This window comes from Streptomyces sp. TG1A-60 (assembly GCF_037201975.1).
Lineage (GTDB): Bacteria > Actinomycetota > Actinomycetes > Streptomycetales > Streptomycetaceae > Streptomyces.
The window spans coordinates 3,916,941-3,935,763 of the sequence record NZ_CP147520.1; the positions used below are offsets into that span (position 1 = coordinate 3,916,941).

The 18,823-nt window shown below is 71.6% G+C and carries 9 protein-coding genes and 4 pseudogenes; 10 read left to right on the top strand and 3 right to left on the bottom strand.

The window, feature by feature from the left end; all coding sequences use genetic code 11:
- The first annotated feature begins 50 nt into the window (after positions 1-50).
- Positions 51-1,877: a DEAD/DEAH box helicase gene (locus tag WBG99_RS16780; RefSeq protein WP_338897085.1), complete on the top strand. Its 1,827-nt coding sequence runs from the start codon at positions 51-53 to the stop codon at positions 1,875-1,877.
- 184 nt (positions 1,878-2,061) lie between these two features.
- Here the strand turns inward: WBG99_RS16780 and WBG99_RS16785 are convergent, their stop codons facing one another.
- Positions 2,062-3,249 (bottom strand): serine hydrolase domain-containing protein, encoded by a 1,188-nt coding sequence (locus WBG99_RS16785; RefSeq protein ID WP_338897086.1) that lies wholly within the window; start codon positions 3,247-3,249, stop codon positions 2,062-2,064.
- Between the two features lie 15 nt (positions 3,250-3,264).
- Between WBG99_RS16785 and WBG99_RS16790 the strand changes: the two genes are divergently transcribed.
- The 5 genes and pseudogenes from WBG99_RS16790 to WBG99_RS16810 all read left to right on the top strand — a co-directional run bounded on the left by WBG99_RS16790 (position 3,265) and on the right by WBG99_RS16810 (position 9,424).
- Entirely contained in the window at positions 3,265-3,519 is a 255-nt protein-coding gene (locus tag WBG99_RS16790; RefSeq protein ID WP_338897087.1) for a hypothetical protein, read from the top strand.
- 124 nt (positions 3,520-3,643) lie between these two features.
- A pseudogene (locus WBG99_RS16795) lies at positions 3,644-4,225 on the top strand (tellurite resistance TerB family protein); the annotation flags it as partial.
- A 518-nt stretch (positions 4,226-4,743) separates the two neighbouring features.
- Positions 4,744-6,957: an RNA polymerase recycling motor ATPase HelR gene (helR, locus tag WBG99_RS16800; RefSeq protein WP_338897088.1), complete on the top strand. Its 2,214-nt coding sequence runs from the start codon at positions 4,744-4,746 to the stop codon at positions 6,955-6,957.
- Between the two features lie 611 nt (positions 6,958-7,568).
- Entirely contained in the window at positions 7,569-8,435 is an 867-nt protein-coding gene (locus tag WBG99_RS16805; RefSeq protein WP_338897089.1) for an alpha/beta hydrolase, read from the top strand.
- A 689-nt stretch (positions 8,436-9,124) separates the two neighbouring features.
- Positions 9,125-9,424 carry a hypothetical protein gene (locus WBG99_RS16810; protein WP_338897090.1) on the top strand — a complete coding sequence of 100 codons (300 nt, stop codon included), beginning with the start codon at positions 9,125-9,127 and terminating at the stop codon, positions 9,422-9,424.
- A gap of 1,010 nt (positions 9,425-10,434) precedes the next feature.
- Here WBG99_RS16810 and WBG99_RS16815 read toward each other — a convergent pair.
- Positions 10,435-12,518 (bottom strand): annotated as a pseudogene (locus WBG99_RS16815) (RICIN domain-containing protein).
- Positions 12,519-12,834: 316 nt separating this feature from the next.
- Here WBG99_RS16815 and WBG99_RS16820 point away from each other — a divergent pair.
- Positions 12,835-13,848, top strand: a complete 1,014-nt coding sequence (locus WBG99_RS16820) for a LacI family DNA-binding transcriptional regulator (RefSeq protein WP_338897091.1) — start codon at positions 12,835-12,837, stop codon at positions 13,846-13,848.
- Between the two features lie 232 nt (positions 13,849-14,080).
- Complete coding sequence (locus WBG99_RS16825; protein ID WP_338897092.1) at positions 14,081-14,374, top strand: Rieske 2Fe-2S domain-containing protein; 294 nt, start codon at positions 14,081-14,083, stop codon at positions 14,372-14,374.
- Positions 14,375-14,469: 95 nt separating this feature from the next.
- Here the strand turns inward: WBG99_RS16825 and WBG99_RS16830 are convergent.
- Positions 14,470-17,407 (bottom strand): annotated as a pseudogene (locus WBG99_RS16830) (SpoIIE family protein phosphatase).
- 446 nt (positions 17,408-17,853) lie between these two features.
- Here WBG99_RS16830 and WBG99_RS16835 point away from each other — a divergent pair.
- On the top strand, positions 17,854-18,426 hold the full coding sequence (locus tag WBG99_RS16835; RefSeq protein ID WP_338897093.1) for a hypothetical protein: 573 nt from the start codon (positions 17,854-17,856) through the stop codon (positions 18,424-18,426).
- Positions 18,427-18,555: 129 nt separating this feature from the next.
- Positions 18,556-18,795, top strand: a pseudogene (locus WBG99_RS16840) (RNA polymerase subunit sigma-24); the annotation flags it as partial.
- Positions 18,796-18,823: the final 28 nt, after the last annotated feature.

The following is an 18,823-nucleotide window of genomic DNA, read 5'->3' on the forward strand; positions in this document are numbered from 1 at the left end:
CGCGGGCCCCGGCTCGTGTGCGAACAGGTGCCGCATCCAGGAAGGTCCCCATGAACCGCCCGGCTCGTACGAACGACAAGTCCTCCCGCACCCGCGCGGGCGAGGGCTCCGCCCGCTCCGTCCGGAGCGATCGCACCAACTCGGGCACGGGTACGGGCGGCGGGAGCCAGAGCGCCCCCGCCGGTCCGGCGAAGGGCGGTACGGCTGGGGGGCGTTCGGCTGGGGGACGCTCGGCTCAGGACCGTTCGGCCGCTTCCGGTACGGCGGGCAGGGCCGGTTCGGGCCAGTCCCGTACGGCCAGGGGCGACCGCCGGGGAGCGGCGGCCGGTCCGGACAAGTCCGGTGCGGCCAAGTCCGGTTCCGCTGAGGCGCGTGCGCCCAAGGGCGGTCGCCGGGGTGCCGCCGGCTCGGACAGGACCGGTGCGGCCACTGCCGGTCCTGCCGCCAGGTCCGGTGCGGGAAAGGCCGGTTCGTCGGCCAAGAGCGGTGCCGCCAAGGGCGGCCGGAACCGTCGTGCGGGACGGCCCGCCGCGGTCGGCGGTGAGTTCGCGGTGCCGGTCACGGTCACACCCGCGTTGCCGCCGGTCGACGTGTTCGATGAACTTGATCTGCCGGAGCGGCTGCTGACGACCCTCCGCGCGGAAGGGGTGACCGCCCCGTTCCCCATCCAGGCCGCGACGCTGCCGAACTCGCTGGCCGGCCGGGACGTCCTGGGCCGGGGCCGCACCGGGTCGGGCAAGACGCTCGCCTTCGGCCTCGCGCTGCTGGCGCGTACGGCGGAGCAGCGGGCCGAGCCCCGGCAGCCGCTGGCCCTCGTTCTCGTCCCCACCCGCGAACTGGCCCAGCAGGTCACCGACGCCCTCACCCCGTACGCCCGCGCACTGCGTCTGCGGCTCGCCACCGTGGTCGGCGGCCTGTCCATCGGTCGGCAGGTGAGCGCGCTGCGCGGCGGCGCCGAGGTGGTCGTGGCGACGCCCGGCCGGCTCAAGGACCTCATAGACCGGGACGACTGCCGTCTGGACCGGGTCGCGATCACCGTCCTGGACGAGGCCGACCAGATGGCCGACATGGGCTTCATGCCCCAGGTCACCGCCCTGCTCGACCAGGTCCACCCCGAAGGGCAGCGCATGCTGTTCTCGGCCACCCTGGACCGCAACGTCGACCGCCTGGTCCGCGACTACCTCCACGACCCCGTCGTCCACTCCGTCGACCCGTCGGCGGGCGCCGTCACGACGATGGAGCACCACGTGCTGCACGTGGAGGACGACGACAAGCACGCCACGACGACCGAGATCGCCGCCCGCGACGGACGGGTGATCATGTTCCTGGACAGCAAGCACGCGGCGGACCGGCTGGCGAAGAAGCTGCTGGCCGTCGGGGTGCGCGCCGCCGCCCTGCACGGCGGCAAGTCGCAGTCCCAGCGCAACCGTGCCCTGACGCAGTTCAAGGACGGGGCGGTCACGGCCCTGGTCGCGACCAACGTCGCCGCGCGCGGTATCCACGTCGACGACCTCGACCTCGTCGTCAACGTCGACCCGCCCGGCGACCACAAGGACTATCTGCACCGGGGCGGCCGTACCGCCCGCGCGGGCGAGTCCGGCACCGTCGTCACCCTGGTCCTGCCGCACCAGCGCCGGGACATGACGCAGCTGATGGCCGTCGCCGGCATCAGCCCGACGACCACGAGGGTCCGCTCGGGCGGCACCGAACTGAACCGCATCACCGGCGCCCAGGCCCCCTCGGGGGTGCCCGTCGTCCTCACACCACCGCCGGTCACGCAGGAACGCCCCGCCCGTGCGGCGTCCGCCTCACGCTCCCGCCGAGGCGGCTCGGCAGGGGGCCGCCGCCGCACCCCGGGGAGGGGCAACGGCCGCTGACGGCGGCCGGGGCGCGCTGGAGTCGGACGAGCCCACGAACCACCTCGACCTGCCGGCCATCGAGCAGTTGGAGGCACACTGCTCCCGGTCACCCACGACCGGCGGATACCCGACGCGGTCCACGTCACCCGCCGCCCGGAGGTCGCCGGCGACAAGGTGACCGAACGTCAGGGAGAGGCCCGCGTCAGCGCTTGTGGCGCAGCAGCGCGCAGACGAAGTCCTCCTGTACGGCGCGCAGTTTCCGCAGCAGGGCGGGCTTCAGGGCCTGGTTGATCTGGGTGGTGGCGGAGAAGGTCAGCGACCGGCGTCCGTCCGGTGTGGCGGCGATCAGCTGCGTGTAGCCGAGGGTGTTGCCGGTGTGCCCCAGCACCACGCCGCACCGGGTCGTGTACCGGAAGACGGCGAGCCCGGCATCGTTGCGTCCCGGCCCGGCGGGCTCGGAGGCCGCCCCGGGGATCCAGCGCCGCTGCTCCCGCACCACGTGGTGCCCGTACAGCCGGCCTCCGGCATAGCCGCGGATGAACCGTGTCATGTCGGCGGGTGTGGAGACGATGCCGCCCGAAGCCCACACCCCGGACATGCCGACGACCTCGCTGACGTCCTCCGGCGGCTCGGGCGGGCTCACGTCGTAGCCGTGCAGATAGGGCCTCGGCATCCGGTAGCCCTGCGGCAGGCTGGTGTCGCGCAGGCCCAGCGGCCGGTACACCAGCTCGCGCAGCAGACGCTCGTACCGGGTGCCGGTCGCGGCCTCCGCCATCAGCGCGACGGCGATGTTGTCGGAGTTGGAGTACTGGTACCGGGAGCCGGGCCGGAACAGCAGAGGCCGGTCGGCGACGTAGTCGAGCAGCCGGCGGGAGTCGAAGCGGTGCCGGGGGTCGGCCTGAAGGGTCCGTACGAAAGCCGGGGCCTGCGAGAAGTCGGGCAGCCCACTGGTGTGGTTCAGCAGCTGGCGCAGCGTCACGGAACCCCAGGCCCGCGGCAGCCGCGGCAGCCGCTCGCGCAAGGTGTCGTCGAGGCGCAGTTCGCGGCGGTGGACGAGGGAGAGCGCCACCGCGCCGCTGAACGCCTTGGCCGCGCTGGCGATGCGCATGTGGTCGTCGGCCTCGGGTCCGCGGCCCGTGGTCAGGTCCGCGACGCCGGCCCGGACGACCCGGGTGTCCCTGCCGTCGCGCAGGACGGCGATGACGCCGGGCGGGCCGCCCGGGGAGCGGACCAGCTCCTCCAGCTGGTGCCGGAGCGGATCGTGGGGGCGCGGGCCGGGCGGCGTGGCGGCGCCGGCGGCCGGCGACAGCAGGGTCAGACAGGCGGCGACGAGGGCCGCCGTTCCCAGACGGGGCCCGAGCGGGGAACGGCGGCGGGGTGACGTGGGCATCGGCCCTCCTGAGCGGTGGCGGACACACGAGCGGCGCGTCCAGCTTCGCCCGCCCCCGTGCGGGCGGCCCGCTCGTGCTGCTCCACATGGCCGAGCGGGCCATACCAGTCCCAAGCCCAGCGTCTCGCCGTCCGCGTCGGCGCGGCGCCGGCCACGGCCGCCGCGGCCCTCGGCTGCGTCGCCTTCACGTTCACCGGCGGCGCCAGCGGCACGCAGGCCGCCGAGCCGTGGGCGTGCGACCGCGACGGCAGTGTCCGTCACGACTACTGACCTGCCCTTTTTGACGATCACTTTGCCGGCCGTGGAACTTCGTGGGGCCCGGCGGGCGTTCACAGGAAGACGCGGGGCACCCGCAGTCGACCGGAACGACACGGGCTGAAGCCGAGGGGCACGCATGGCGATGTGGGATCGGATCAAGGACCAGGCCAAGGGTCTGCAGCAGCAGGCGCAGGGCGCACGGGGCGCCGGCGGACACGGACGGCCGGGCACACCGGGGACGGGTCCCATGGGATCCACCGGGTCCACGGGGTCCGGGCGGTCCGCCGGCGGCTCCAAGGCCCAGCTGGTGAGCGCGCTCAAGTCCCAGCTCACCTCCCTCAAGACGGAGCTGAAGAGCGGGGCGTACCGGGACGCCAGCATGGCCATGTGCGCCCTGGTCGCCGCCGCCGACGGCAGTGTCGACCCCGCCGAGCGCCAGCACGTGGAGTCGCTGATCCTGAACAACGACGTCCTGCAGAACTTCCCGGCCGACCAGCTGCGCCAGCGCTTCGGCAAGCACGTCGACCAGTTGTCGTTCAACTTCCAGCAGGGCAAGGCCGAGGCCATGCGGGAGATCGCCAAGGCGGCGAAGAAGCCGACGGAGGCCCGAGCGGTCGTCCAGACCGGCTTCGTCGTGGCGGGCGCCGACGGTTTCATCGCCCCGGCCGAGGAGCAGGTCCTGCGCGAGGCCTGCTCGGCACTCGGGCTGTCCCCCAGGAGTTCGGCCTCTGACGCGGACGGCTCGGGCACCGCTGAGGCCGTCGACCGGATCCCGTCTCGCGGCGGCAGTCTCTCGACCCACCCCGCCCCACCCCGCCCGGGACGGCGAACACCGACACGGGCGGGGCGCAGGTCTCTCAGTCGCTCGATCTCATCCGAAGGTGACGTCGATGACATGGATGACGTCGAGGCCGCCGTCGCCGCCGAAGGACCAGCCCAGGGCGCCGGAGTACGGGGAGCAGCGGGCCCCGATGGCCCCGGTGTCCGTCTTGGTGTACAGGTCCCATCGGCATCCGGCATCGAACGCGAGGCGTCCGGCGTCCGGCATCCGGCAAAAGCAAAGGCAAGGAGGTAACTCACTCCTTGCCACTTTCAACTTATAGCGCACCGGGGGGCTTGCGGCAAGGCCCCCGTCGTACCGCAGAATCTCCGGCCTAGGCGATATTCCACGCGCCAAGCCAGCCGAAGCCATGCGAAGCCAGTCGGAGCCATGCGAAGCCATCCGGAGCCATTGACGTGAACCCCCTCCCCGCCCCCACCAGCGCGTTCGCACTCCCCGACCGTCTCTCCGCCAAAGCCGACCCCGCCCTGATCACCGCCGACGAGCAGCACTTCGCCGCCCTCGCCGAGTGCCTGGCGCAGTCGATCGCCGAGGTGTCCGCCCAGCTCGACGCCGAACGCAGGGCACCCGGCGGCCTGGGCCGGCAGGCGATGGACCGGGACACCGAGATCCACCGCCTGACCGCCCGCCTGCGCACCCTGCGCCGCTTCGGCCTGGACCTGTGCCTCGGCCACATGGTGAGCGCGGACGACCCCGAGCCCGTCTACGTCGGCCGGCTCGGCCTCACGGACAGCACAACGGGCCGCCGCCTGCTGATCGACTGGCGCTCCCCCGCCGCCGAACCGTTCTTCGGCGCCACCCACGCCAACCCGATGGGCCTGACGAGCCGCCGCAGGTACCGCTGGACCAACGGCCGGATCAGCGACTACTGGGACGAGGTGTTCACCCCGGACGGCTTCGCCGACCACGCCGCGCTCGACGACCAGTCCGCCTTCATCGCCAGCCTGGGCAGCAACAGGTCGGAGCGGATGCGGGACGTGCTCGGCACCATCCAGGCCGACCAGGACGCCATCATCCGCGCGAGTTCCCGAGGCGCCCTGGTCGTCGACGGCGGCCCCGGCACCGGCAAGACCGTCGTCGCCCTGCACCGCTCCGCCTACCTCCTCCACGCCGACCCCCGCCTGGGCCACCGCCGGGGCGGCGTCCTCTTCGTCGGCCCCCACCGCCCCTACCTGTCCTACGTCGCCGACGTACTCCCCAGCCTCGGCGAGGAGGGCGTACAGACCTGCATCCTGCGGGACCTGGTCACGGAGGGGGCGGCTGCCGGTGTCGAGCCCGACCCGGAGGTGGCGCGCCTCAAGTCGTCGGCGGCCCTGGTGGAGTCGATCGAGAAGGCCGTCAGGTTCTACGAGGAACCGCCCACGAAGGGCATGACGGTCACGACCCACTGGTCCGACATCCGGCTGAGCCCCGACGACTGGACCGCGGCCTTCGAGGCGGCGGAACCCGGCACGCCGCACAACGAGGCCCGCCACCAGGTCTGGGAGGAACTCCTCACGATCCTGGCCGACAAGCACGACACCGACGACGACACCGACGTCCCCCCCGAGCTGCTCCGCAAGTCCCTGCTGACGAACAGGGAGTTGCGCACGACCTTCGACCGCGCCTGGCCCCTCATCGAAGCGGCCGACCTGGTCGGAGACCTGTGGACCGTACCGGCCTACCTCCGCATGTGCGCACCCTGGCTCAGCCGCGACGAGGTACGGCGACTGCAGCGCGCGGAGGCGCAGGCCTGGACGGTCTCCGACCTCCCCCTCCTGGACGCGGCCCGCCAACGCCTCGGCGACCCGGAGACGGCCCGGCGCCAGCGCCGGCACGCGGCCGTCATCGCCGCCCAGCGCGAGCGCATGACACAGGTCGTGGACAACCTGATCGAGGCCGTGGCCAACTCCGGAGCCGACGGTGACGACGGCGAGGGCCTGGTGACGATGTTGCGCGGCGAGGACGCCCAGGTCAGCCTGGTCGACGACTCCGAACTCCCCATCGCCGACCCGGACCTGCTCGCCGGCCCGTTCGCCCACATCGTCGTCGACGAGGCGCAGGAACTGGCCGACGCGGAATGGCAGATGCTGTTGCTGCGCTGCCCGTCCCGCAGCTTCACCATCGTCGGCGACCGCGCCCAGGCCAGACACGGCTTCACGGAGTCCTGGCAGGAACGCCTGGAGCGGATCGGCCTCGACCGCACCACCCTGACCTCCCTGAGCATCAACTACCGCACGCCGGAAGAGATCATGACGGAGGCCGAGCCGGTCATCCGCGCCGCACTCCCGGACGCCAACGTCCCCACCTCCATCCGCAGCGGCGGCGTCCCCGTCGTCCACGGCCCGGTCTCCGACCTGGCCCCGACCCTCGACACCTGGCTCGCCACCCACCCCGACGGAACCGCCTGCGTCATCGCCGCCCCCGGTTCCCGTACGACGTCCACGACGCCCCTCCCCACGACCCCCCGCGTCCGCTGCCTCACCCCGGAACTCTCGAAGGGCCTCGAATTCGACCTGGTCGTCCTCATCGACCCGGAGAACTTCGGCGAGGGCGTCGAAGGAGCGGTGGACCACTACGTCGCGATGACCCGAGCCACGCGGCAACTGGTCATCCTGACGACCAACTGAGACCGGTCGTACTTCCAGACGCTTGCTCACACGACGCACCGGATACATGCCACCGACTCTGCGGTGACCGGCGAGCATGGCCGGGCCGCCTGTTCCGTCCCACCGCGTACCCCAGCCTCGTGAGCGGCCCGGCCGCACCTGCACGCCGCGCTGTGCCGCGCACTCGACGGCGAGCCGACACCGCCGACCGCGCCGGACTGCCGCCAGTCCTTCCAGGCCTCGCCCGGTACCGCGCGCATCGTGGGTCACGCATAGCGCCTACGCGCGAAGCCGAGAGGATTCGGCCCTGTACAGATCGGCCGGAGCTGCGTGCGGTAGCCCCAGAGGTAGGTGGACCAGCGCGACCGGGAGTCGGTCGGTGAACACGAGGCGCTGTCTGGGGCCCGCTCCGACGGCTCGCCGCCGGTGGCCGCAGGGGCGCTTGTGGAATGCCGACTCCACGGGCCGCTTCCCCTTCGGGGCGAGTTCTTCGGGCAACTCACCGAAGTGTGCGCGAGAGATGCCGGCAGGATGGGAACAGGCCGCGCGGACCCCAGGCTTGCGTCACAACTTGCCCAATTCGTGCGGCTCTTCTCGTGTCATGGCCCGGGACGGGGCACGATACTCGACCGGTGGACTCGATCTATCGCAGTACGACGGGCAAGGAGCTCATCCGACGCTGGTGCCTCGACCAGCTTGCCGCCTGGCCGGTGCCGCACGCACGGAGGACGGTGACCGCCAAGGGCGCACCAACCCACGTGGTCCTCGCCGGCTCCGGCGCGACGACCGTCGTGTTCGTCCCGGGCACCAACTTCAACGCCGCCGCGTCCCTGCCGCTGGCCACGGCCCTGGTCGCCACAGGCCACCGGATCCTGCTGGTAGACGTCCCGGGCCAGCCCGGTCTCAGTTCTGGCCGACGTGGTCTCTCCGGCGGCCGGCTGTCCTGGTACGGAGCGTGGCTGAGCGAAGTGATCGAGAAGATGTCGTCCGAACCGGTAGCCGTTATCGGCCACTCCTTCGGCGCCGCCGTTGCCCTGTCCAGCGGCTCCCCCCGGATCGGCCGGCTCATCCTGGTTTCCCCTGGCGGACTGACCAGGCTGAGGTTGACCCCCACGGTGCTGGCCGCCTCGGCCGCCTGGTTCCTGCGGCCCACACCGACGCACAGCACCCGGCTCCTGCGCGCCATGCTCGCGCCTGGCCATCCACCCCGCACGGAATTGGTGGACTGGATGACACTGGTCGCCCGGCATGTGCGTTCCAGCGGGGCGCCCGGCGCCGCCACCCTGCCCACGCGGTCGATTCCCCGCCTGGTCGTCACGGGGGAGCACGACGTCTTCCTCCCTCCGAGGCGGCTCGGCCCAGCAGTGCGCGCCGCACTCGGCACTGAGCTGGGTGTGATCTCCGAGGCCGGACACCTCGTGGTCGAGGAGCACCCCGAGTACCTGTCCACCTTGCTGGAGATTCCGGGACAGCCCACCTCCGACGCCTCGGTGGGGTAGCAACCTCCGAATGCCGTGTCTACCGACCGCTCAGGACGGGGCCCAAACACAGCGGGCACTCCTATCCCTCCCCAAATCGTTACTCCCGGATCCCCGAGGAGGTTTTCTATCGCACTGGTTTGGGAAGCTGATCCATGCTGAGCACCTAACACAAAGTGAGTACGACATCTGAGGTTCATGGTGGATCTCCAGACTTCAAGATCCATAAAGGCCGACCCTGCCGTTGTCTCATTCGAGGGATCAAAACTGCCCCGAAGCCCTGCGGCGATGGGAACACCCGATTCTCGCGCTCCCCCCGCCATTGGATGCCCATCACATGTTCGGAGCTCAGTTAAATCGTTCACCCGAGACAGGGCAAGTGAATTTCGAGGGGGAGACGGATGGCGGAGCCAGACTCTGAAAATTCTTCGAATCGAGCAGCTAGAATCGCCGTGGTCGCTGCGCTAATTACGGCTGCGGGAGCGGTCTCAGCGGCAGCCGTAACCGGAGCGTTCGGCCTGTTGGACAGCGGCGATTCTACCGATGGAAAGAATAGGCCGCCAAGTGTCTCGGAAATTCCGAGTGGCACTCAGCCGGCTGTCCAGTCAGCACCCCCGAGCGCCCCTGACGCAGTTGGCGAGTTCGTGATGGCGGGAACCTGGGAAGGCACCTACCGATGCGGCGACCTAAAGGGAGTGCGGCTGGTCATCGTGAGCGACCCCGAGGTGGGTGAGGGTGGATTGCGAGCGACCGTGATCTTCTATCCCAAGGACGGAAACGCGGGCAGCCCTCTAGGGAAATACGCCTCAAAAGGCAGCTTCACCAGCAACACCTTCGTACTCAACGGGGACTACTGGATCGATGACCCCGGTGGCTACGTCATGACGGATCTTACGGCAAGCGCCCCCGAGGGAGATCCGCTCGTCCTGAAAGGCAACGTAGACGGAGCGGGTTGTAAACAGTTCGAGGTGACGAAGGTCTCCAAGGAGGCGACTCCACCTCCACTGTGATAACAGAGGGGGAGCACCTCACCTAGCTGTAATTCATCACCCTCTCGCCCGTCAGTATCAAGGAACCGGTCGCGGTGAATTCCGATCCAGCGCGAGCGACAGTAATCCGGGACCATGTACGGGGTGGTTTGAGTGCAGTACACCGTGAAGGGAATTCCTCGCCAGCGAAGTTCAGCGACCCGGACAAGGCCTATCGAAAGTTCCCCAAATTCCGAAATCTGGAGTGGAAGAACCGACATACGCCGCGCTGCGGCAGACGATAGTGCCAAGCCGACTCACGGAACCTGTCCAGCCTGCGGTGGAACCCGTCACCGATGGGACTCAGCCTGCGAATGTCGGACCACAACGCCGCACCAGATCGAGTGGAGAACAGCGGGGAACCACGGTGGAAGGGGCCGACCCGACAGACCACGGCCCAGCCGTTCGCTCAGGTCAGCGCCCCACCCGACTCCGCTGATCGAATTGGCCGTCAGCGGCCGGGGCTCTACGAATGCGGGGGCCAACGGCACCGGACCCGGACCGGCACCGGCCAGTCCGACCGCGCCCGCCTGTTCGCCAGCCAGTTTCCCACCCCCGCCCCGAGGTCGCTCCACGACCAGGCCCCCCAGCCCGGGGCGAGGGCACAGCCCCGCCCCGGATCCTCCCTCTCAGCCCCCGGTCCTCGGCAGCAGGGAGACCATCTCGCTGCCGTTCCTGGCGATCAGTACGTCCTCGTAGAGGAGGAGTTGGGGGGTGTCGCCCTGGCCGGGGCCCCACTTGCCGCCCACGGCTATCCCTCCGCGGGCGGAATTCCGTGTGCACGCCGGGTCCCGTGTCGCGTACGCGACGCGACCGGGTTCCCCGGCGAACGAGAAAGCCCCAGGTCGGTGACCTGGGGCTGCTCGTGGGCCATGGGCCCTGACTCTTCTGTCGTGCAGGGCTGACAGCCCTGCACGACCGCTCACCCTACGAATCTTCAAAAACTTCAGGACCATGACGAACCTTCAGCGACGTCATGAACCTTCAGGACCTCACGAACCTCCGGCGACCCTCCCGGTCGCCGCCGGTGTCACGTCCGTCAGCTTCCACCGCTGGTTCGAACCGGAGTTGGGCGTCCAGACGCCGATCCCGGCGCCGTCGTTCGTGGACTGGCCGTGCACGTCCGGGAGTTGGCCGGTGGCCGCGTTCACCAGGGTCCACGTGCCGTCGCCGGTCGTCGACAGGATCCACCGGGCGGCGTCGTCGCGGCGGCCCGAGTCGGCCTCCGCCACCAGCGAGCCGTCGCGGATCGCCAGGCGCTTGTCCGAGGCGGCCTCCGTCAGGGCGTACCGCGTGAGGTTGTCCGCCGTGCCCCGGCCGATGCGGTCCAGGTTCCACCGCTGGCCGGCCGGGTCGGTGGCGTTCGGGGTCCTGATGACCAGGCTCCTGCCGTCAGCGGCGACGGAGAGGTTCTTGCCGCTCTGGACGCCCGTCAGGGTGTACGTGTGCTCGTCCTGGAGTTCGGCCTGCGACTTCGCCACGCCCGAGACGCCCTTGACCAGGAACGACGTCACCGACTGGGCCGGGACGGCGATCGTGGCCCGCTTGTCCGTCACCCGGACCGCCTTGTGGCGGATCAGCTTGCCCGCGGCGTCCGTCACGACGGGGGTGACGGTCGCGCCCTTCCTGACCTTGCCGAACTTCGACAGGTCGATCGTCACGGCACGGGACTCCGTCGTGCTGTTGACGTGGACGACCGTCGCCTTGCCGCCCCTCTTGGCGACCGCCGCCGTGCTCGACGTGTCGTTGGTCTTGATCAGGCGGTCGCCCGGCTTGATGTAGTGGGTGAAGTTACGGGCGGTGTCGAACTTGGTGTTGGTGTAGATGGGGCACGACTTGAGGGTGTCCCTGGACGTGCAGGCGAAGGAGAGCTGGATGGAACCCCAGTTGCCGCCCTTGGCGGACTCGCCGCCCGGCTTCATGTTGTCGTAGTCCTCGACCGGCTGCCAGAACACCCAGGCCTGGGGCTCCAGTTCGCGGAGGTCGTCGACCATGCGCTGGGCGAGCCCGAGGCCGGGGCGCATGTCGGTGAAGCTCTGGCCGTCCCCCAGTCGCCCTCGACCTCGCTCATCCACAGGGGCTTGTCGGCGGCCTTGGCGAGGTCGCGGACGGTGGTGCGCTGGCCGGTGCCGTAGGTGTGGACGTTCATCTGCCCCACGAGGTCGCGCACGTCCTGGGGGTAGGAGTTCCAGTTGGTGGCGAAGGTGCCGGGGTTGGTCTCGTCCATCGCGGAGATCTCCGCGTCCGTACGGGACTTCCTCAGGGTCGGGGCGAGCGCCTTGATGACCTTCTGCTGGAGCTCGGGGCCCATGTGGGCGCCCTCCTGACGGCCGCCGGTGGGTTCGCCGTCCGCGCCGAGTCTGGTGCCCCAGTAGTTGGTGTTGGGCTCGTTGAACGGGTCGAGGGTGTCGACCTCGATGCCGTGCGCCCTCTCCAGGCGCTCGGTGGCGCCGACCAGGTACTTGGCGAAGTCGTCGACCGACTCCTCCTTGAGCTGGTCCTTGGAGGCGTCGAAGCCGCCGGAGACGTAGCCGCTCTCCGTCATGAACCACGGCGGGGAGTTGCTGAAGGTCTCCCAGTGGTCGATGTCGTTCTTGATGCGGTCGACCCACCAGCGCTGGGTGGCGTCGGCGTTCTTGTTCCAGTCCTTCCTGTCGTCGGCGCTCCACCAGTCGACGTCCTCGCGGGTGGTGCCCGCCGGGGCCTTCCACCAGCCCTCGACCGCGCCGCCGGCCCGGAGGTAGTCCTTGACGTCCGGGGCGTTGCCGCCGCCGATGTTGTAGCGGGCGATGTTGAGGTTCAGGCCGTCCTTGCCGAAGAGGAGGTCGGCGAGTTCCTCGCGTATCTCCCTGGGGTAGTCGCCGGTGGCGTTGGCGAACCAGACCAGGCTGGTGCCCCAGCCCTGGAAGCTCTGCCCCTTGTAGGAGGGGTCGGGCCGGACCGTCACCGGAGCGGCGGCTGCCGCAGTGTCGGCGTACGCCGCCGGCAGGGACGTGGCCGCCATGACCGTCCCGGTCGCGAGGGCCGTGATGCCGATGGCCCCGAGAAGCCGTCTCGTACGGGTGCGGTGTGCCATTCGAGTACTCCAACTCTTCGGTGTGCCGCGTCCCGGCGAGACACAGAGATCGGGGCCCGCGTGGTGCGGTTTCGGTGCGGTGCCGTCTGTTGCGGTGCCGTCTACTGCGGTGCTTCTGTTGCTGTTTGACGCACTCTCATATGGTTTGTCTCGGCGAATGTTTACGTAAACATCCACTGAGCCGGATGTCTACACTGTGCGAATCTCGGCGGTCAAGGAGTCGTCAAGAGTCGTTTCGGAGAGTCGGGGAAACAACGTGGACACAACCGACGGTCGTACGACGAGACGTGCCGTCCGGCCCCGGCAGGGGCCCTCCATGGGAGATGTCGCCCGGCTCGCCGGGGTCTCCTCCCAGACGGTCTCCCGGGTCTCGAACGGGTTCCCGGGGGTCACCGAGGACACCCGGCGGCAGGTGCTGGACGCGATGCGGGAGCTGGGGTACCGGCCCAACAGCGCCGCTCGGGCGCTCAGGCGCGGGGAGTTCCGGACGCTCGGCGTGATCACCTTCTCCCTCTCCACACTGGGGAACATCCGCACGCTCGACGCGATCGCCACGTCCGCCGCGCGGGAGGGGTACGCCGTCACGCTGCTGCCCGTCGCCGTGCCGACGCAGGACGAGGTGAACGGGGCGTTCTCGCGGCTGGGGGAACTCGCCGTGGACGCCGTGATCGTGATCATGGAGGTCCATCTGCTGGACGCGGCGACCGTGTCGCTGCCGCCGGGCGTGCAGGTCGTGGTGGCCGACTCCGACGCCGGCGACCGCTACACCGTCGTCGACACCGACCAGGCGGGCGGCGCGCGGGACGCCGTACGGCATCTGCTGGAGCTCGGGCACGGGACGGTGTGGCACCTGGCCGGGCCCGAGGACTCCTTCGCGGCGCAGCGGCGGGCGAACGCGTGGCGCGCCACGCTCGACGAGGCGGGGCGGGAGGCGCCGCCGCTGGTGCGCGGCGACTGGTCGGCGGAGTCCGGCTACCGGGCCGGGCTCCGGGTCGCCGACCAGCCCGGGTGCACGGCCGTGTTCGTCGCCAACGACCAGATGGCCCTCGGGCTGCTGCGCGCCCTGGACGAACGCGGACGGAGGGTCCCCGAGGACGTGAGTGTCGTCGGCTTCGACGACATCCCCGAGGCCGCGTCCTTCCTCCCGCCCCTCACCACCGTCCACCAGGACTTCGCCGAGGTGGGCCGCCTGTGTGTGGAGGGGGTGCTCGGCAAGATGCGGGAGGGCGGGGATGAGCACGGCACGACACTCGTCCCCACGCGGCTCGTACGGCGGCGGAGTACGGCACCGCCGCCGACGCCGTCTGCACGGCCGTCGCCTCCACCATGAACAAGGTGGCCGTGAACATCATGGTGGCGACGTACGGCCTGCCGGGGTGGCCGACGGTTCGCGGCTGGGCTGCCAGTTCGCCGCGCTGGGCCAATCGCCCTACCTGGTCAGCCAGTTGAGGGCGGGAGATCCACTGCGGCCGTTAGCATCAGCCGCATGCGAATTCGTCGGCGCCATGCCAAGACCCGCCTGGTGGAGCCGCCCCCGTGATCCGCGCGCCGACGAGTATCCGATGCCGACCGTGCCCTACGGGTGGTACGCGGTGCTGCGGAGCGGGGAGTTGCGGCAGGGGAAGGTCGTCGGCCTGCACTGCTTCGGGCGGGCGCTGATCGCGTTCCGGGGGACGGACGGGCGGGCGACCGTGCGGGACGCGCACTGCCCGCACTACGGCGCACATCTGGGTGTCGGCGGGAGGGTCGTGGACGGGACGGTGGAGTGCCCGTTCCACGGGTGGCGGTTCGGGGCGGACGGGCGGCCGGTTCAGCCGGTTCAGCTGACCGACCCGGTCAGTCGGCCACCTCTGTGAGCCGGCCGACCTGACACGAACGCCGGGCGCCGCCCCTCCACGGCCGGAGCCCGGGGTTCCGTATGCCCGTGCCCCGCCCGGCCCCGGTACCGGCGCTACCGGTCGTCCTCCCCGCCCAGGTCGATGTCCAGGTCGCCGAAGGAGAGCGTGTCCAGGTCGCCGTCGAAGTCCGCCGGGGTCAGGACCATCAGTTCCGGCGGGCCCGCCGGAGGATCGCGGCGGGGGTCCGGGCCGGTGAGGGGCTGTTCGGTCCAGATGCATTTGCCGGTGGTGGTGTAGCGGGTGCCCCAGCGCTGGGAGAGCGCGGTGACGAGCTTCAGGCCCCGGCCACCCTCGTCGGTGTCGGTGGCGCGACGGATGCGGGGCATGGTGAGGCTGCCGTCGAAGACCTCGCAGACCAGCGCGGGGCCGTGCAGCAGGCGCAGGCGGACGGGGCCCTTGGCATGGCGTACGACGTTGCCGACGAGTTCGCTGGCGAGGAGTTCGGTGGTGGGGGCGAGGTCGTCCAGGCCCCAGGCTGCGAGCTGGTCGCGGACATGGCGGCGGGCCTGGCCGGCGGCCCTCGGGGAGTCGAGGAGGGACCAGGAGGCCATCCGGTCCCCGGTCAGGGCGTGCAGCCGGGCGACGAGGAACGCGGCGTCGTCCGCCGCCGGCTGCTCGGCGGGCAGCAGGCCGTGGGTGAGGGTGTCGCAGAGGCGCTCCAGGTCCGCGCCGGTGCCGTCGTCGTGGGCGGTACGCAGCAGCCGGGCCAGGTCGGCCAGGCCCTCGTCGATGCCCCGCTTCGCCGACTCGACCAGCCCGTCGGTGTAGAGCACCAGCAGGCTGCCGTCGGGCACTGTCAGCTCCACCGTCTCGAACGGCGGCTCGGCAGCGCCGAGCGGCGGGTCGGCGGTCAGGTCGGGGAAGTGCACGGTCCCGTCGGGATGGACCAGGGCCGGGGGCGGGTGTCCGGCGCGGGCCAGCGAGCAGACCCGGGTGGTGGAGTCGTAGAGGGCGTACAGGCAGGTGGCGTAGAACTCCTCGCCCATGTTGCCGACGATGTCGTTGAGGCGGCTCATGATCTCGTCGGGCGGCAGTTCGAGGTCGGCGAGGGTGTGGACGGCCGTGCGGAGCCGGCCCATGGTGGCGGCCTGCGGCAGGCCGTGGCCCATGACGTCGCCGACGACGAGGGCGACCTGTCCGCTGGAGAGCGGGATGACGTCGTACCAGTCGCCGCCGACGTCCATGCCCTGGCCCGCGGGGAGGTAGCGGGCGGCGGCCTCGCAGGCGGCGAGCTCGGGCAGGCCCTGCGGGAGCAGGGCGCGCTGGAGTTCGCGGGACCGGGTGTGTTCGAGGTCGTAGAGCCGGGCGCGTTCCAGGGCCTGGGCGAGGAGCGCGCTGATCGCGGTGAGGAGGGTGCGTTCCTCGTCGGTGAGGCGGCGCGGCCGGTCGAAGGAGACGACGCACACCCCGAAGGTGTGGCCGGACGCCGTCAGCGGCAGGAACGCCCAGGCCTGTTTGCCGGCGCGGGCGGGCAGGCCGGCGTGCCGGGGCGCGTAGGCGGAGTACTCCTGCGGTGAGGAGATGAAGACCGGGGTGCCGGAGTTGATCGCGTCCCAGGCGGGGCCGTGCGGCGTCCGGGGCAGGTGGTTGACGAGCTCGATGAACTCGGGCGGGTAGCCGACGGCGCCGACGTTGTGGAGCCGGCCGCCCTCGACGGCCTGGACGAGCAGGCCGGTGGCGGCGAACGGCGGCAGCACCCGGCGGGCGACCGCGTCGACGACGTCCCGGGAGGTGGTCGCCTTGGCGAGCGCGGCGGTCAACTCGGCGATGCGGTGGGACCGTTCGGAGGCCGCGCGCTCGGTGTCGCGGCGCTCCTCCTCGTGCCGCCGCTTGTCGGTGACGTCGGTGAGGTAGAGGGTGCGGCCGTCGGCCCCGGGGACCAGCCGCAGGTGGTAGAGGCGGTCGCGGTCCGGCACACGGACGTCGAACCCGGCGGGCTTCTCCTCGGCGGCGGCCTCCCGGCAGCGGCTCTCCAGACCGGGGACCCCGCGCACGGCGGGCAGGTCCCACAGCGGGCGCCCGAGCAGTTCCGCCTCGGACAGACCGAGGGTGCGTTCCGCCTCCAGGTTGGCGAAGGTGATCCGCCAGTCGTCGTCGACGGCGAGAAAGCCGTCGCTCATGTGCCGCAGGGCCCGGCCGAGCGCGTCGCGGGCCGACCGCGACTCGGCGCTCTCCCACCCCACGCCGATCATCCGCAGGGGTTCGCCCCGCTCGTCGTAGGTCGCCCGGCCGCGGGCCCGGGTCCAGCCCCAGCCGCCGTCCAGCCGTCGTACGCGGTACTCCGCCTCGTATACGGTGTGGTCGCGGATCGCCCGCTGGGCCGCCGCCAGGGTGGGCGCGAGGTCGTCGGGGTGGACGATCCGCATCCAGTCCTCGACCCTGCCGGTGAACTCACCCGGCCTCGTGCCGTACAGCGCCGGCGCGGCCTCGTCCCAGATCAGCCGGCCGGTGCGGATGTCCCAGTCCCAGGAGCCGACGCTGGCCTCGCGCAGCGCCCGCCGCAGCCGCTCGCCGTGCGACTCGCTCCGCGCGGGCCCGGCCGGTGGCACCGCCCGCGCCATGCGGTCCTCGGTCCAGTCGACGACGGCCCGCAGGAACTCCCATTCCTTCCGGGTGGGTTCGCCCCGGTCGCCGGTGAGGACGGTGAGCGCGCCGACCGTGCGGCCCCCGCCGGACACGGGTAACGCGGCGAGACCGGTGCCGGGCCAGGCGATGGCCAGGGGCCCCAGCGGCGACCACCGGCCGCTGCCCTGGTGCAGGACGCGGGCCGGGGCAGCTGGCCCTCCTGGTCGATGATCTCCCAGGGGCGGGTGAGGGCGGGCGGAAGACCGGTGACGGACACCAGCCGCAGCGCGGACAGGGGGCCCCGAAGATGGATCATCCCCCGAGTGCGCCCAACTCCCCCACCGCGTGCTGGAGTGCCAGCCGGAAGACCTCGCTCTCCGCGACACCCGGATCCACCGTGCCGAGCAGGGCCAGCCGTGCGTTCATACGGCTGACCCTAATGTTCTACCCACCCGTAAGGCAGTCCGCCACAGGAACTCCACACCGGCTCCCCAGTGTCGTCTTCCCGTCGGACCCACCCCTCAACGGCGCATGTTCCAGGCGGCCTTGACGCACCGAGCGAGCCCCGTGACCAAGATCTGCCGACCGCCACCACCTGGAGCGAAGCGGCTCGCCGGTGCGGTGACCCCGCCCATGCCCCCGCCCGGTCCCGGGCACAGGAACGGGGACGGAGACGGGGAGGGGGAGGGAGACCGGGACGGGGACGGGCTGCGTCGCGAGCACGCCCGCCACCGCGCCGAGGAGTCACCGCACAGGGATCCGGATCATTCCCGGGACATTCCGCGGCCCCCGGCGGTACAACCATCCGCCATACCCGGTCGTCTCACCCGATACCAGCGCTACGGCAGCGCTACGTCACCAAGGGGGACGACATGAGACGAATCGGAGCCGCGTTGGCGGCACTCGCACTCGCGGGGACCGCGATCGGGACGGCGGCGGCCACCGCGAGCGCCGCGCCGGGAGGCGCCGCGCGGGCCGCCGCGGCCTGCCCGACGGGCTGGGGCAGCCTCGCCAAGGGCAGCCCCGACGTCGGCGCCGTACCGCTGGCGGACGTCAGGACCGGCCGGCACGACTGCTTCGACCGCATCGTGTTCGACGTCCCCGGCGGCGGCGACCACATCGGCCACTACGTCCGGTACGTCGACCGGCTCCACCAGGTCGGCTCGGGCGACCACATCCCCGTCGGCGGGGGCGCCATCCTCGAGGTCCGGGTCGCCGCGCCGAGCTACGACCCGGAGACCGGCGGCGTCGCCTACCCGGCGGTCGTGGCCGAGCCCCTGCCCGGCGTGAACCTCACCGGCTACCGCACCTTCCGGGACACCCGCTTCGCCGGCAGCTTCGAGGGCCAGACCCAGACAGGCGTCGGCGTCCGCGCCCGCCTCCCCTTCCGCGTCCTCCAGCTCCCCGACCGCCTCGTGGTCGACGTGGCGCACAGCTGGACCTGACGCACGGTGACGCGACCGGGGCCCGGCCGGGAGGCCGGGCCCCTCGCAGGGGGGCCGAAAAAATCCCCGTGCGGGGATGTCGAGAACCCGTGGCCGGCTCCGTCCCCGCTGTGCACGCGGCCACGGCGCAACCGCGCGGTGGCCGTCGGCGAGGCCGACGGGCCGCGCGCCGGCCTGGCGGCGCTCGCGGCACTGGACGACTCGCTGCCCCGCCACACGGCGGTGGCGGCGTACCTCCACGAGCGCGACGGAGCCCCGACGACGGCGGCACGGCTGTACGCCGAGGCGGCCCGAAAGGCCGCCGACCTCGCCGAACGGGACCACCTGACCCGCCAGGCCGCCCGGCTCAACGCCCGCCGGTCCCACTGAGCGGGTCGCGCTCCGACGGGCCCCCAGG